Raw genomic sequence first — 15,319 nt, 5'->3', positions numbered from 1 at the left:
TAAATTTGTTACAATTTGAAAAGAGACTTGGAAAAATTTCCAAGCAAAGAGCTATTTATTAAAGGAAACATTATGATTACACGTGAATTTGATACCATCGCTGCTATCTCTACTCCACTAGGTGAAGGGGCTATTGGTATTGTCCGCCTGAGCGGAACAGACAGTTTTGCTATTGCGCAAAAGATTTTTAAAGGAAAAGACTTGAGTCAGGTTGCTAGCCATACCCTTAACTACGGTCACATCGTTGACCCTCTGACTGGTAAAGTCATGGACGAGGTTATGGTTGGGGCTATGAAATCTCCAAAAACCTTCACTCGTGAAGATATTATCGAGATTAACACCCACGGTGGGATTGCGGTGACCAATGAAATTCTCCAGCTAGCTATTCGTGAAGGAGCTCGGTTGGCAGAACCCGGTGAATTTACCAAACGTGCCTTCCTAAACGGTCGTGTGGACTTAACTCAGGCAGAGGCTGTGATGGATATCATCCGTGCTAAGACAGATAAAGCCATGAACATTGCTGTCAAACAATTAGACGGCTCCCTTTCTGATCTTATCAATAATACCCGTCAAGAAATCCTCAATACACTTGCCCAAGTCGAGGTTAATATTGACTATCCTGAGTATGACGATGTTGAGGAAGCGACTACTGCTGTGGTCCGGGAAAAGACTATGGAGTTTGAGCAATTGCTAACTAATCTCCTTAGAACAGCCCGTCGCGGCAAAATCCTCCGTGAAGGAATTTCCACTGCTATCATCGGCCGTCCTAACGTTGGAAAATCCAGCCTCCTCAACAACCTCTTGCGTGAGGACAAGGCTATCGTTACAGACATTGCTGGTACGACACGTGATGTCATCGAAGAATACGTCAACATCAACGGTGTCCCTCTCAAATTGATTGATACAGCAGGTATTCGTGAAACGGATGACATCGTTGAACAAATAGGGGTTGAGCGTTCGAAAAAAGCCCTCAAGGAAGCTGACTTGGTTCTGCTAGTACTAAACGTTAGCGAGCCCTTAACTGCCCAAGACAGACAACTTCTTGAAATTAGTCAGGAGACTAATCGCATTATTCTTCTTAACAAAACTGACCTGCCAGAGGTTATTGAAACCTCTGAACTTCCAGAAGATGTCATTCGCATTTCAGTCCTTAAAAATCAAAATATCGATAAGATTGAAGAGAGAATTAACAACCTCTTCTTTGAAAATGCTGGTTTGGTTGAGCAAGACGCAACCTACCTATCAAATGCCCGTCATATTTCCTTGATTGAAAAGGCAGTTGAAAGCCTACAAGCTGTTAACCAAGGGCTGGAACTAGGTATGCCAGTTGATCTGCTTCAGGTTGACTTGACTCGTACTTGGGAAATCCTCGGAGAAATCACTGGAGATGCTGCTCCAGATGAACTCATCACCCAACTCTTTAGCCAATTCTGTTTAGGAAAATAAGAAAAATCCATGCTCGTTCGTGCGGTCATGGATTTTATTGTCTTTATTAGTAATCTGGTCTTAAGACACCTGTTACAGTTGCCTTGGTCGCTTCGTAGTCGCCATCTACAACAACCTTGATAATGCGTTTGGCATCTTCTTCTGGTGCTGGAACAAGAGGTAGACGAGTTGGGCCAGCTTCAAATCCCATATAGTTAAGAACGGCCTTAACAGGAGCAGGACTTGGATAAGAGAAGAGGGCATTGACCTTAGGAATGAATTTACGTTGAATAGCTGCAGCCTTCTTCATATCGCTTTCTGCAATGGCGGTAAACATCTCGTGCATTTCATCCCCATTTGTATGAGATGCAACAGAAATAACACCATCCGCACCAAGGTTCATGGCATGGAAGGCATCTCCATCCTCACCTGTATAGACCAAGAACTCCTCTGGCTTGTGCTCAATCAAGTAAGCCATATTGGCCAAGCTAGTACATTCTTTGACACCAATGATATTTGGATGGTCAGCCAAGCGAAGCATAGTTTCTGGAGTCAATTCGACAACCACACGACCTGGAATGTTATAGATAATAATTGGTAGGTCAGAAGCATCTGCAATGGCTTTAAAATGCTGATACATTCCTTCTTGAGAAGGTTTGTTGTAGTAAGGAACAATAGCAAGCCCAGCTGCGAAACCACCAAATTCTGCTACTTCTTTGACAAACTCGATCGAGTCACGCGTATCATTAGTACCTACACCCGCAATCAAAGGAACGCGTCCATTGACAACCTTTTGTACAGCCGCAAATAGCTCCAACTCTTCATCGTGAGTCAAGGTTGGACTCTCAGCAGTCGTTCCTGCGAGAAGAATACCATCTGTATGATGAGCCAACAAATGCTCAATCAAGGCTGGAATAGCATCAAAGTTGATGGAACCATCCTCGTGGAAGGGAGTAATAAAGGCAGTGATGATTTTACACTCTTTTAAATCTTGATAAGACATGAAAACACCTCTCTATTTCAAAGAAGGAGTTCATCTGAACTCCTAAACGTTATGACTATTTTAATTCAAATTTCAATTCAGCTGTTGGACGAACCAAGCCACGTTCGTGCAAAGTTTCAGCAATCTGAACTGAGTTCCAAGCAGCACCTTTGAGAAGATTATCTGAAACAACCCACATGTGGATCCCTTTTTCAGCATCCAAGTCTTTACGGATACGACCAACAAAGGTATCACGCGAACCCACTGCATTGATGGCTTGCGGATAGATTTGATGAGCTACATCATCTTCAAGAACAGCGCCTGGGAAGGCTGCGATAGCTGCTTTGACTTCTTCTATTGGAGCCACTTCTTTTGTTTCGATGTAAACAGACTCAGAGTGAGCTGACAAGACTGGAATACGCACACATGTTGCAGATACTGCAATGCTATCATCTTCCATGATTTTCTTAGTTTCCTTGGTCATCTTCATCTCTTCGTATGTGTAATCATTGTCAGTGAAGACATCGATTTGTGGAAGAGCGTTAAAGGCGATAGGATAGTGTTTCTTGTCACCACCTGAAGGCAAGATTTCCGCATGCAAATCACGTGGTTTCACTCCGTCATTCAAGACCTCACGAAGCTCACGTTGTGTCTCAAGAATTGCTCCCATACCAGCACCTGAAACGGCTTGATAAGTTGAAACAATGATACGGTCCAAGCCCCATTTTTGGCGAACTGGCTCAAGAGCCACCATCATTTGGATTGTTGAACAGTTAGGGCAAGCAATAATCCCGTTGTGGGCATCAAGTGCGTGAGCATTGACCTCTGGAACAACCAAAGGAACATCTGGATTTTGACGGAAGTAAGATGTATTATCTACTACTACCGCTCCAGCCTTCACTGCGTATGGTGCATACTTAGCTGATGTAGAACCACCTGCTGAAAAGAGAGCAATATCAACTCCTTCAAAAGCAGTTTCAGTCGTTTCTTCAATCGTAATATCTTGGTCTTTAAATTTCAAAGTCTTGCCTGCTGAACGTGCAGAAGCAAGTAAACGAATTTTATCGATTGGAAGTGTTGATTCTTCCAACATTTTTATCATCTGAGCTCCGACAGCACCTGTCGCGCCGACTACAGCAACTGTATATCCCATAAATAACCTCTTTCGGAATTTTCTAAAAATTTCTATAATAGAAGTATTATACTACTTTTTCCATGAATTGCAAAGCTTTTTCATCATTTTTTGGAAAATAAAAATCCCCAGTTGCTAGACTAGGGACTAAGAGGCATCTTCATGTGATGAGCAGGTTCACACAACTCATCAAGGTCCGCTCCTGCGTTATGACCTCCTTATGCTCAATAGTAGTCCGAAGACTACCTATCGACTCATCGCATCTACTATTCTACTAGATAGAGTCACTTTTGTCAACAGCCAAAACTCTTTATACTCTTCGAAAATCTCTTCAAACTTCGTCAACGTCGCCTTACCGTATGTATGGTTACTGACTTCGTCAGTTTCATCTACAACCTCAAAAACATGTTTTGAGCTGACTTCGTCAGTCTTATCTACAACCTCAAAACAGTGCTTTGAGCAACCTGCGGCTAGCTTCCTAGTTTGCTCTTTGATTTTCATTGAGTATTAGTTTTATTTACACAGGTGCATAAGAAATATCTTTGAAAAATTTGGGGCATACATAACAAAAACCCTTGTAAATAAAGGGTTTTGCTGTCTATATCATGCTAATTGCCGGGATTGAACCGGCGACCTCATCCTTACCATGGATGCGCTCTGCCAACTGAGCTAAATCAGCTTACTTAAAAAGTATACTATAGTTAGAAAAACTTGTCAAGTTTCCTTAGAAATTTTCCATAAGAAAAAGCCAGGTAAGAGCTACCTAGCTTATCTTCTTCTATTTGCTTAAATCGATTCGACGACCAATTTTACCGATAATAATCGCTCCAATAATCAATGAGGCAAATTCACCAATTCCTGTTGTGAACCAAGTAAGGAAAAATGGTAATTGCGCTACAATATTTAACTCTGCAGCGATGGTAAACATGGAAATTGAAAAGAGGATTGAAAAGAAGAAATGATCTTTTCGAATCAATCCGTTAAAGAGGTAATCTTTGCTGTATTTTGCAAAAAGCCAAACACCTAGACTGAGGAATACTAAGGTTGATCCACCACCAACAAAGACATCTAACAGTCCGAAGCTAAAGAAATTAGCAATCATACAACCGATGGTAACTCCGATGATGTACTTAGGATTGTAAAAAGCCATAAAGTTCATCATTTCTGAGATACGGAACTGATAAGCACCATAGCTGATGGCATTTAGAGGCGGTGTGACAGTCAAAACGACATAGATAGCAGCAACGATTGCAATATCTGCAACATCACGAATAGTTAATTTTTTCATCTTTTCTCCTTTAGCGGGTTGTCCGCGTAAAATATGCTTGGTGAAAGAAGCTAAGCACCAAGGGTTGCTTTATTCAACCTTACTAGTATAGCACAATAGCCTGCTTTATGCTATACTTAAAGCATGAAAAAACCTATTCAAAAATTTTTTAACAATGAAATCTTAGCCTATCTCTTTTTTGGCCTTGCAACAACTCTAGTTTCAATTCTCTCACGACTAGTCATTTATCAGCTAACTCATAAAGAACTCCTCGCTACTGCCCTAGCAAATAGTATTGGCATCCTATTTGCCTTTATCACAAATGATACGATTGTATTTAAGCAAGCAAGGAAGAATCGCCTTATCCGTTTATTGAAATTTTCTCTTGCCCGCCTTTCTACTTTTCTATTAGATTTGCTCTTTACTTTTCTGTTTGTGACTCAATTCCCTCATATCATAGGGCAATTCGTAAATGAAAATCTTGATAAAGTAAATGCAATCGAAACACTCCTTGCACAATTATTGATAATTATTCTTAATTACATTTTAAGCAAGGTCTATGTTTTTTAATAAATAAAACTTCTGAGCATCTATCTTGCAAGCTTTTCTTAATTAATATATAATAAATAGTAAAAATTTTTGAAAGGATATTATGAAAATGTTAAAAGATCTTAAAGCATTTTTGCTTCGTGGTAATGTTGTTGACCTTGCTGTCGGTGTGATCATTGCCTCTGCTTTTGGTGCTATCGTAACTTCATTCGTTAACGATATCATCACCCCACTTCTATTGAACCCAGCCTTGGAAGCTGCGAAAGTACAAAATATCGCTGAGCTTGCATGGAATGGTGTTACATATGGTAAATTCTTGAGTGCTATTATCAACTTCCTTGTTGTAGGTACTGTTCTCTTCTTTGCGATTAAAGCAATGGAAAAAGCTCAAAGCCTTACTAAAAAAGAAGAATCTGTTGAAGAAGTTCCAGCTGGTCCAACTGAGTTGGAAGTCCTTCAAGAAATCAAAGCTCTTCTTGAGAAAAAATAATCGTTTAAAAGGATCTAGCGCAAAGCTAAATCCTTTTTCTTTACTCTTTCGGCAACTTGCCTGCTTTTTCTAGCATCTTCTTGATAAGATAAGGCATCTTGACATTCTCCCGACCTTTTTTCTCAATCAGTTTTTTCACAAATTCAGGCATTTGTAAATCTTGAGATTCAGCCAAAATGTTTTTCGTCTCATCTGAAGGAACTAACTCATCAAAGGTTTCTTCTTCTGGAAGAAATTCCTTAAACTCTTGATCTTCATTGGCTCTGACTGTACTAATCAAGGCATCAATCAAACGAGAATCCGTATTTGGCATTGGTGGTCGATGGTAGTTCACACCCAATTCTTGACACAAGTCATAACATTCCACATCGTTGTCAAACAAGACTTCAATATGCTCACTAATGAAGCTGATAGGAACAAAAATATAATGGTCTGGATGTTCTGTCTGTTCTCTGAGATACTCCAAAACATCTGGCTTAATCCATGGAATCCCGATATCACTTTCACTCTGCCAAGTGTTGGTATATTGTTCTGAACTCAAACCTAGTTTTTCAGCGACTAGCTTGCTATTTTCAAAAATTTGGTCGATATAAGGATCACCAAAGTCCAAGGCAAAAATGGGCACACTGTGGGCTGAAAAGATGACTTTAAAGCTATCCTGCTTTACTTCTTCTTTTAAAATCTTAGCAATTTCATCTGCCCAATAGTTTATCAAGGCCTCTTCTTGATACCAGTCCTTAATGACTAAAAATTGAATTTGCTTGCTTTCTAAAAATTTCTCATAACCCATGACAGAGTAGAAAGAATAATGGGGCTCCAAAATCAGGCAAATACATTGCTCGATTCCGTCTGCTTCCATCTGACCAATCACATCTGGGATAAAGGGTCTAGAAAACTTATTGGCAAAATAGACACTATACTCATCCTCCAGCCTAGCTTCTACCAAGGCAACCTCTTCACGGGTAATTTTTTGCAGAGGCGTGCCTCCAATAAGTACATAATTATCATAGAGTGTTTGAATCTCATGGTCTTGAGGTCTCACTCCACGACGAATGTTTGTGAAAAAATCAGCTACACCTTCAAAGGTAATCTCTTCTGGCGAACCAAAAGTCATCATTAAAATTGCTTTTTTCATAATCGCTTCCTTGTGATATTTTTATCAAGTTTATTTTATCATTTATTCATTAATAAGTAAACGCCAACATAGCGAATTTCCCTAACTTCTGTCTTTTGTTTTTCACTCTTTTCTATGATACAATGGAAAAAATGAATTCAAAAGGAGTTTTTTATGACTTATCCCAATCTCTTGGACCGCTTCTTAACCTACGTTAAGGTCAACACGCGCTCTGATGAACACTCTACTACTACTCCAAGTACACAGAGTCAGGTTGACTTTGCGACAAATGTCCTAATTCCTGAAATGAAACGTGTTGGATTACAAAATGTTTATTATCTACCAAATGGTTTTGCTATTGGAACTTTGCCAGCCAATGATCCGTCTTTAACACGTAAAATTGGCTTCATCTCCCATATGGATACTGCTGATTTTAATGCCGAAGGAGTCAATCCACAGGTAATTGAAAACTACGATGGTGGTGTGATTGAACTAGGAAATTCTGGTTTCAAACTCGATCCAGCTGACTTTAAGAGTCTTGAGAAATATCCAGGACAAACGCTCATCACAACAGATGGAACAACCTTGCTAGGTGCTGATGACAAGTCAGGGATTGCTGAGATTATGACTGCCATTGAATATCTGACTGCCCATCCTGAAATCAAACACTGTGAAATTCGTGTTGGTTTTGGTCCAGATGAGGAAATCGGTGTTGGTGCTAATAAATTTGATGCAGAAGATTTTGATGTTGATTTTGCCTACACAGTTGATGGTGGCCCACTAGGTGAACTTCAGTACGAGACCTTTTCAGCAGCGGGTGCTGAATTGCATTTCCAAGGACGCAATGTCCACCCTGGTACTGCCAAAGGGCAAATGGTCAACGCTCTTCAGCTAGCAATTGATTTTCATAATCAACTTCCAGAGAATGACCGACCTGAGTTAACAGAAGGTTATCAAGGCTTCTACCATCTAATGGATGTGACAGGTAGTGTCGAGGAGGCACGTGCAAACTACATCATTCGTGATTTTGAAAAAGATGCCTTTGAAGCGCGTAAAGCAGCTTTGCAGTCTATCGCTGATAAGATGAATCAGGAACTTGGTAGCGACCGTATCACCCTAAACTTGACAGACCAGTACTACAATATGAAAGAAGTCATTGAAAAAGATATGACTCCAATTACCATTGCTAAAGCCGTTATGGAAGATTTGGGGATCACTCCTATAATCGAACCAATCCGTGGAGGGACAGACGGCTCTAAGATTTCCTTTATGGGAATCCCAACTCCTAATATCTTTGCGGGAGGAGAAAATATGCACGGACGTTTTGAATACGTCAGCCTTCAGACTATGGAACGTGCAGTTGATACAATCATTGGCATCGTAGCTTATAAAGACTAAAAAGACGAGGTAGCTTAGCTACTTCGCCTTTCTTTTTATTGAGCTGGATTTTCTTGATTTCCAGTACTTATTGTAGATTCTGTTGTTTCCTTTTCTGAAGCTGGTTCAGCAGGTTTAGAATCTGTTGTATTGCTTGGTTTGTTTTCGTCGCTTGCGGTATCACTGTTAGATTCAGATGCTACTGGTGCTTCGGTTGCTGTACTTGCAATTGGTTGATTCTCTGCACTTGTGCTATCAGCATTCGATTCAGGTTTTGTTGCTGGAGTTGCTTCTTCACTTGCTCTTGATTTTGACTTGATTTCTTGATTCAAGGCTACTATTGTTTTGGCTAATTCAAGTAAAGCTTCCTTATCATTATTTTTCACATCATCATCAAGCTGATCGAATAGTTTATCAACTTTTTCAAATTCTTCATTTGAACCATTGTTATCTTCTAAATACTTATGTAGTGAGTTGATATATCCATAGAGTTGTTTATGTAGATTAATTATTTGTGGATCTTGTTGCGCAGTCTCTTTCTCTTTTTGTAGAGTAGCTACAATACGTTTCAAGAGATCTTTAACTTGGACATTGATTTCATCCAAATCTGCATCAGCCTTGCTAGCTGCAACTTTTAGATTTTCTACTTCTTCTGCCAAGGATTGTCTGATTCCTACTTCTTTAACTTGAGCTAAGAATTGCTCTGCTTTGGTTAAGATAGTTTCAACTTGCTCTTTACTTACATGATTGACATGTTCCTCCTTCTTAAGATTAGGATAGATCTCTTTCAGGAATTCATAAATTGCTTGCTTAGCAGATTGACTATCAACTGTTTCTTTATCTAAAACTGTTTCATTTACTTTTGCAGTAGCTGGCTGATTTTTCAAAGCCTCTTCTACTTCTTGTTTTGTTTGGTAAATGCTTGGGAACAGTTTATTCAAATCTACAGCCTTACGGAAAGATTGGGATTGATATAAAGTCAAAGTCAAATTAGCAACTTTATTACGAAGCTCATCACTTAAACGACCATCAGTTACATGCTCGTAGAAGTACTTGATGTATTCCACTGTTGTATCACCAGTACGATCATTAAAGTCTTGAAGAGCTTGAAGTTGTGATTCAACCGCTGCTAAAGCAGCCTCATCTTTAGCCAATTTAGCCTCTTGGAGTCGAACGAGAAGGTTTTTCTTAGGAAGTCCAAAAGTGTCTGTATCCAGAGTATTGATTTTATCAATCAAGGCCTGATATTTCTTATCTAAAGCACTTGTTTCAACAGGTTTGACACTTTCATCAATATGGATATATTGCTTATCAAAGAGATCAAGGGTTGCAAGATAACCTGCTGTAGAGTTAGTTGCCAGTTTCTTCATGTTCTCAGTAAACTGACCTAAGGCTAACTCAATCTGTCTTTGTTCGATAGGCTTGTCTTTGTAGATGCTTCTGCTATCAGCTAGAAGTTGATCTACTTTTTCCAAGACTGCCTTCTCATCAAAAGCTCCAGGTTGGTAGTTAGATTGAAGAGCTGGAATCTTGTTTTTCAAAGCTACTTCATAGCCCTTGGTTTGAACCTTAATGTAGTGATTGTGGTCACCATGAGGAATCACAAAACTACCATTTTCTACCTGTAAGCTATACGGAGACACGCCATCTCTCAAAGCAGTCGTATAGAGTTCGTTTAGGAAATCAAGTTCTGGATTGCCAGTTTGCAGTGGCAAACGAACATGTTCCTTACGAACAGCATATGGGTGGATATGAGTTGGATCGTAGGCTTGGTCTGGATTTCCAAAGACAAAGAATCCGTTTGAAATTCTAATCGCTTCAAGTGGAACACCATAAGTTTTAGAGATATAAGCAATCTTTTCTTCATCGCTAGCATCTTTTGAGAAAGACTCTACCGTTTTAGCAAGAGGTTTTACAGGCTCTGCATCATGATGTGTTTTCAAATGATCCTGAGCTGCCTTAATTTGCTCTGCTGTCAAATCTTTCTTGAAGAAGTAATGATTGTGGTCGCCGTGACTCATGACAAAACCTTGTTCATCCTCACTGATGACACGATTGGCATCAAAACCGTGATCATGGTCTTCATCATGATGGTGTCCATGATGATCTTCATCGTGATCGGCATCATGGGCTGGGCTTGGTGTTACTGGCGTTTTACCTCTCAAATGATCCTGTGCTGCCTTAATTTGGTCTGCTGTCAAATCTTTCTTGAAGAAGTAATGATTGTTGTTACCATGAGTCATGATAAATCCTGATTCATCTTCAGCAATAATACGATTGGCATCAAAGTCGTGTCCACCTTCTTCATGTTCCTCATGTGAAACACCAGGATTGACTGGAAGAGATGGCGAAGGTGTTGTTAGACCATTGTTTGGAAGAGTCGGTTGCCCAATTACGGTTGATTTTGGAATGTAATGGAAATGATCACCATGTCTTACAATATAGGCTGTAGCAGTTTCTTCGACAATATCTTTAGGATTAAAGATATAACCATCAGATGTTGAAGAAATTTTCTTATTTAACGTTGAAGAAGCATTATTCAATATAGATGGATTACTTGGAAGACTTCCCAGACTAGATGCCACTTCACGGGTCTTTTCATTTGTAGAGACCGTAGAACCAGTTCCACCGATAGGCACCATTCTGGCAATCTTTTCTTCTAAAGCAGAAAGCTTGCTGTAAGGAATAAAGTGATAATGATCGCCATGCGGAATCGCAACTCCATTTGGTGTACGACTGATAATCTTAGCAGGGTCAAAGACCAAACCATCTGATTCACTGTAACGTTGGTCACTAGGTGAATCATAGAGTTCCTTCAAAAGACTTTGGAGATTCTCAACTTTGCTTTCTGGCTTGCTAGTTGAGCCTTGCTCTATAGCTTGAGTATTATTGGCACTAGCTGTTGAAGAATAGCTTAGCTGACTTGGTTGCGTATTTTTTCCAGCTAGAATAGCTTTAGCGGCTGCTAATTCACTAGCAGACAAATCACTTTTTGGAATGTAGTGATAGTGACCTCCGTGAGGAACGATATAAGCATCACCAGTATCTTCGATAATATCAGCTGGATTAAAGACATAACCATCATCTGTCGTATAGCGTCCCTGAGACCTTGCTACAGCAACATCAGAGCTGACCTTCTCATTATCTTTGACATGTTCTTGTTTTTGACGATTGATTTCATCTTTGGTTCGAACATTATCAGCATGAGCTGCATCTTTCAGGTAGACATAATATTTTCCATCGACCTTGATGATATAGCCACCCTTGACCTCATTGACAATATCTCCATCCTTAAGTTGGTAGTTTGGATCCTTCATCAAAAGTTCTTCACTAAAGAGGGCATCATAAGGAACTTTCCCATTATAGTAATGATAGTGATCACCGTGTGACGTCACATAGCCCTGATCTGTAATTTTGATGACAATTTGCTCAGCCTGAATTCCTTCTTTCTGGCTAACCTGATCTGGTGTCAAGTTTTCACTTTTCTGACTTGACTGGCTGCCATCCACATAAGAAACCCGATTATTGTCCTTATTTTCCTGCGAGCGATGCTGGTTCAGTGCATAGGCGCAAAGACTCAAGGATACAATAACAGCTGATCCGGCTGCAATATACTTTTTACTGAATTTCATAAATCCCTCATTTCAATAAATAATGAAGCTTTTTCTTAACTTCTTTTTCTCGGTTAAACAGTTTTTCTAAACCGGTTATTTAACCATTTAATTAACCAGTAAATAGTTTGCCTTTTTTAAACTTATCTGTCAAGATTTTTAGTGAAAGATAATAAAATGATTACTTTAAGAATCTTTTTTCATTTTTTATCAAGAAATTTCATCTTTTTATTAACAAATAAAAGGACATTATTCTATCCAAATAATAGAACAATATCCTTTCAACTAGATTATCATTAGTCAAAATATTCTAAGGTTTAATTTGCTTAAGAGTTTTAATATCATAGGTTACTAAATCCCCATTCTTATTATAAAATTGAACACCTTCTGATGAAAAAATAAGATATTTAGAATCAATTTGAGCAATTTGTGCTATTTGGTTTATATGATTTTTTAAAGTATCCTTATCTAATCCATAATCTGGTATATCGTCATAATCATCTTTCTTATTTTCTTCTACTTTAGGTTTGTCTTTTTCATCCGAAGGATTGTTGATAGTCGCATCTGCCTCATTTTGAGGTGTATTATCCTTTGGTTGTTCATCGACTTTACCTGAATCACCTTCTTCTTTCTTTGTTTCCGATTTCTTATCTGAAGAAACTAGATGTGAATTAGAAGAATCATTTGTTGTTTCTTTTTCTTCACTTCTTTTAGCTATCAACTCTTGAGCTTGTTTCCACTCTTTCTCTGATAAATCAGACTGAGTGATACTTCTCAATGAGCCACCGCTAGCTTTTGGAATACTGAAAGATTTATCTGCCCAAATATAGGTTCCCTTTGCCAATACATCCTGAGGATCAAAAATATATCCATCAGGAGTTGCAAACTTGCCTTCTTTAAGTGCTTTCTGAACTTCTTCCGCAGAATGGATAATTTGCCAGTTCTGCATTCCAGCACGTTTTTCAAGAGGAGTTACATTAGCAATAACAGATCCAGCATCATCATGACCTGGTTTTGACCAAACTTCAGGACGCACATCAGGATGTTGCATTACATATTTTATAGTTGCTATTTGCTCACTATTTAACCAAGAATAAGGTACGACGTGAATGTGATCGATATGCGGAATAATGAAGGAAGTTCCAGTATCATACGTAGTATTGGCTGCATGCATAGGCAAGCTAGATACATCAACAGCTAATCTTGGTTTAATTTCTGTTTCTACAATATCATAACGATAATTATCTTTATCTTTAAGCATTAGTTCCTGCTCAGAAAAAGCTATTTGAGTAAGATCGAGTTCTTCACGTGAATAAAAATAATCTTTACCACCCTCATTAATTATATAACCAACTTTACTATTTCTAGAAATTCTATTAGTTACTTTTTTATAATCAAACTTTGGTCTTTCCTTCTCATCTGAGTGAACTGAAGAAACAATGTCGTCTGGATTTTTACCAGTTTCTTGAATCCATTTAGCAACTTCATCCAATTCGAATTGTTCTAATTCACCATATCCCATATAATGGAAATGATCTCCGTGTTTGGCAATAACACCTGATTTATCAACAGAATCGATGGAATCTTTGGTAAATATGTATCCATCACTCGTATCATAAGGTTTACCATCTAAACCTTTTCCATAAGCTTTGATTGGTTGTCCTAAGAACTTATGAACTACTTCTTTTGATACTAAAGGTTTAATGTCTGTACCAATTTGATTTAATCCATTTTGTCCTTTTAACGGAATCATTCTTGCAATCTTCTGCTCTAAATCAGACATTTGTGAATAAGGGATAAAGTGATAATGGTCTCCGTGAGGCACTGCGACACCATTTGCAGTACGTTTGATGATTTGTGCCGGATCAAAGACTAAGCCATCAGATTCCACATGGCGTTCTGATAAGGGTTTGGCATACAATTCACGTAAAAGGCTTGAAATGTCTTCCCCTTGATTTTGATGATATGTTGGAGTGACAGTCAGGTTTGGAGTCTCTGTCAAACTTGGTTGAGCTGGATTTGCATTATGACTAGAACTTGAAGAAGGACGAGACCCCTGCTTCCCATTCCAATAGGCTTGGGCTGCAGCCAATTCCCCTGCAGACAAAGCGCCTTTTGGTATATAGTGGAAATGATTGCCATGCGGTACAATAAAAGCGTCTCCTGTATCTTCAATCACATCTGTCGGACTAAAGACATACCCATCATCCGTTGTATAGGCGCCTCCAGTTGCTCGATTCGGTGCTTGCGTATTGAGATTAAAGTTTGGTTTAATGGTTGAACTTAGTTTCGCAGGACTGCTTGGTTTCGTATTATCAGCATGACTTTGAACTGGCTGACCTCCAATTGGTAGATTTCGAGCCAATTTTTCTTCCAAAGCAGACATTTGCGAATACGGAATGAAATGGAAATGATCCCCGTGAGGAACTGCCACACCATTTGCAGTACGTTTTATAATCTGTGCTGGGTCAAATACCAATCCATCAGACTCCACATGACGTTGGCTAAGTGGCAAAGCGTACAACTCTTGAAGGAGACTAGCTAAGTCCTCACTTTGACTTTCAGAATCTGTTGCAGGATTTTGAGGAGTTCCAGATGGACTCGTTCTCACACTAGATCTTGTTTCTCCCCTGCTAGAACGATATTCAACCGTACTTAATTGACCGCCTTTTCCAGATAAGAAGGCTTGGGCAGCAGCTAATTCACTGGCAGACAAGTCACTCTTCGGAATATAGTGGAAGTGATTGCCATGAGGAACGATATAGGCATCACCTGTATCCTCAATAATATCAGAGGCATTGAAGATATAACCATCATCCGTTGTATAGCGTCCTTGGGCTCTGGCTGCAGCAACAGCATTATCTGTACTTGAATTATGATTATGACTGTGTTCCTGCTTCTGACGTTTAATCTCTTCTTTTGTCCGAATATTGTCCGCATGGGCCGCATCTTTAAGGTAAACATAGTATTTCCCGTCTACCTTAATGACATAGCCACCCTTGATTTCATTGACAATGTCTGCATCTTTCAACTGATAATTAGGATCTTTCATGAGAAGTTCTTCACTGATGATAGCATCATAAGGAACCTTACCATTATAGTAATGATAATGGTCTCCATGAGAGGTCACATAACCTTGATCCGTAATCTTGATAACAATTTGTTCGGCGTTGATTCCCTCTCTCTTACTGACTTCATCTGGTGTCAAATTTTCTGCCTTTTGACCAGCCTGATCACCATCTATATAAGCAACTCGATTAGACTCTTTCTTAGCCTGACCAGCTTGGTAACGACCAAGTTCATAGGAACAAACACTTAGGGCAAGAACTGCCACTGAACCTGCGACATATTTTTTATTGATTTTCATTCTTT

The 15,319-nt window shown here is 39.2% G+C and carries 11 protein-coding genes, 1 tRNA gene and 1 riboswitch; of the genes, 4 read left to right on the top strand and 8 right to left on the bottom strand.

Annotated elements, in window-relative coordinates:
• Positions 1–72: 72 nt before the first annotated feature.
• Positions 73–1,446, top strand: a complete 1,374-nt coding sequence (gene mnmE / locus HMPREF9957_RS05770) for a tRNA uridine-5-carboxymethylaminomethyl(34) synthesis GTPase MnmE (protein WP_000632751.1) — start codon at positions 73–75, stop codon at positions 1,444–1,446.
• 46 nt (positions 1,447–1,492) lie between these two features.
• On the opposite strand, the gene dapA is transcribed toward mnmE, so the two are convergent.
• The 5 genes from dapA to HMPREF9957_RS05750 all read right to left on the bottom strand — a co-directional run bounded on the left by dapA (position 1,493) and on the right by HMPREF9957_RS05750 (position 4,827).
• Positions 1,493–2,428 carry a 4-hydroxy-tetrahydrodipicolinate synthase gene (dapA, locus tag HMPREF9957_RS05765; RefSeq protein WP_000121625.1) on the bottom strand — a complete coding sequence of 312 codons (936 nt, stop codon included), beginning with the start codon at positions 2,426–2,428 and terminating at the stop codon, positions 1,493–1,495.
• Positions 2,429–2,483: 55 nt separating this feature from the next.
• Positions 2,484–3,560 carry an aspartate-semialdehyde dehydrogenase gene (locus HMPREF9957_RS05760; protein WP_000542462.1) on the bottom strand — a complete coding sequence of 359 codons (1,077 nt, stop codon included), beginning with the start codon at positions 3,558–3,560 and terminating at the stop codon, positions 2,484–2,486.
• A 225-nt stretch (positions 3,561–3,785) separates the two neighbouring features.
• A complete protein-coding gene (locus HMPREF9957_RS13535) occupies positions 3,786–4,040 on the bottom strand; it encodes a hypothetical protein (RefSeq protein ID WP_000693057.1) in 255 nt (84 codons plus the stop codon).
• Between the two features lie 105 nt (positions 4,041–4,145).
• A tRNA-Thr gene (locus HMPREF9957_RS05755) sits at positions 4,146–4,218 on the bottom strand.
• Positions 4,219–4,317: 99 nt separating this feature from the next.
• Positions 4,318–4,827 (bottom strand): QueT transporter family protein, encoded by a 510-nt coding sequence (locus tag HMPREF9957_RS05750; RefSeq protein ID WP_000737072.1) that lies wholly within the window; start codon positions 4,825–4,827, stop codon positions 4,318–4,320.
• Positions 4,825–4,922, bottom strand: a riboswitch (PreQ1 riboswitch). It overlaps the preceding gene by 3 nt.
• 28 nt (positions 4,923–4,950) lie before the next feature.
• Between HMPREF9957_RS05750 and HMPREF9957_RS05745 the strand changes: the two genes are divergently transcribed.
• Both HMPREF9957_RS05745 and mscL read left to right on the top strand, forming a co-directional pair.
• Positions 4,951–5,376: a GtrA family protein gene (locus HMPREF9957_RS05745; protein WP_000743001.1), complete on the top strand. Its 426-nt coding sequence runs from the start codon at positions 4,951–4,953 to the stop codon at positions 5,374–5,376.
• Positions 5,377–5,464: 88 nt separating this feature from the next.
• Positions 5,465–5,845: a large conductance mechanosensitive channel protein MscL gene (mscL, locus tag HMPREF9957_RS05740; RefSeq protein WP_025170692.1), complete on the top strand. Its 381-nt coding sequence runs from the start codon at positions 5,465–5,467 to the stop codon at positions 5,843–5,845.
• A gap of 40 nt (positions 5,846–5,885) precedes the next feature.
• Here mscL and hemH read toward each other — a convergent pair whose 3' ends face one another.
• Entirely contained in the window at positions 5,886–6,980 is a 1,095-nt protein-coding gene (gene hemH / locus HMPREF9957_RS05735; protein WP_000709229.1) for a ferrochelatase, read from the bottom strand.
• A 153-nt stretch (positions 6,981–7,133) separates the two neighbouring features.
• Between hemH and pepT the strand changes: the two genes are divergently transcribed.
• The gene (gene pepT / locus HMPREF9957_RS05730; protein WP_000222050.1) at positions 7,134–8,357 is read left to right on the top strand and encodes a peptidase T; all 1,224 of its coding nucleotides are present in this window, start codon (positions 7,134–7,136) and stop codon (positions 8,355–8,357) included.
• A gap of 35 nt (positions 8,358–8,392) precedes the next feature.
• Here the strand turns inward: pepT and HMPREF9957_RS05725 are convergent, their stop codons facing one another.
• Both HMPREF9957_RS05725 and HMPREF9957_RS05720 read right to left on the bottom strand, forming a co-directional pair.
• Complete coding sequence (locus HMPREF9957_RS05725) at positions 8,393–11,968, bottom strand: pneumococcal-type histidine triad protein (protein WP_000672611.1); 3,576 nt, start codon at positions 11,966–11,968, stop codon at positions 8,393–8,395.
• Between the two features lie 289 nt (positions 11,969–12,257).
• Complete coding sequence (locus tag HMPREF9957_RS05720) at positions 12,258–15,314, bottom strand: pneumococcal-type histidine triad protein (RefSeq protein WP_000700502.1); 3,057 nt, start codon at positions 15,312–15,314, stop codon at positions 12,258–12,260.
• Positions 15,315–15,319: the final 5 nt, after the last annotated feature.

This window comes from Streptococcus mitis SK1080, from assembly GCF_000220085.1.
Classification (GTDB): Bacteria; Bacillota; Bacilli; order Lactobacillales; family Streptococcaceae; genus Streptococcus; species Streptococcus mitis_K.
The sequence above is the reverse complement of the archived record's forward strand: the minus strand, read 5'-3'. Positions and strand labels throughout refer to the sequence as shown.

Excerpts from the sequence above, each read along its gene's own strand:
- mnmE (WP_000632751.1), top strand. The coding sequence starts at position 73 with ATGATTACACGTGAATTTGATACCATCGCTGCTATCTCTACTCCACTA.
- dapA (WP_000121625.1), bottom strand. The coding sequence starts at position 2,428 with ATGTCTTATCAAGATTTAAAAGAGTGTAAAATCATCACTGCCTTTATT.
- HMPREF9957_RS05760 (WP_000542462.1), bottom strand. The coding sequence starts at position 3,560 with ATGGGATATACAGTTGCTGTAGTCGGCGCGACAGGTGCTGTCGGAGCT.
- HMPREF9957_RS13535 (WP_000693057.1), bottom strand. The coding sequence starts at position 4,040 with ATGAAAATCAAAGAGCAAACTAGGAAGCTAGCCGCAGGTTGCTCAAAG.
- HMPREF9957_RS05750 (WP_000737072.1), bottom strand. The coding sequence starts at position 4,827 with ATGAAAAAATTAACTATTCGTGATGTTGCAGATATTGCAATCGTTGCT.
- HMPREF9957_RS05745 (WP_000743001.1), top strand. The coding sequence starts at position 4,951 with ATGAAAAAACCTATTCAAAAATTTTTTAACAATGAAATCTTAGCCTAT.
- mscL (WP_025170692.1), top strand. The coding sequence starts at position 5,465 with ATGTTAAAAGATCTTAAAGCATTTTTGCTTCGTGGTAATGTTGTTGAC.
- hemH (WP_000709229.1), bottom strand. The coding sequence starts at position 6,980 with ATGAAAAAAGCAATTTTAATGATGACTTTTGGTTCGCCAGAAGAGATT.
- pepT (WP_000222050.1), top strand. The coding sequence starts at position 7,134 with ATGACTTATCCCAATCTCTTGGACCGCTTCTTAACCTACGTTAAGGTC.
- HMPREF9957_RS05725 (WP_000672611.1), bottom strand. The coding sequence starts at position 11,968 with ATGAAATTCAGTAAAAAGTATATTGCAGCCGGATCAGCTGTTATTGTA.
- HMPREF9957_RS05720 (WP_000700502.1), bottom strand. The coding sequence starts at position 15,314 with ATGAAAATCAATAAAAAATATGTCGCAGGTTCAGTGGCAGTTCTTGCC.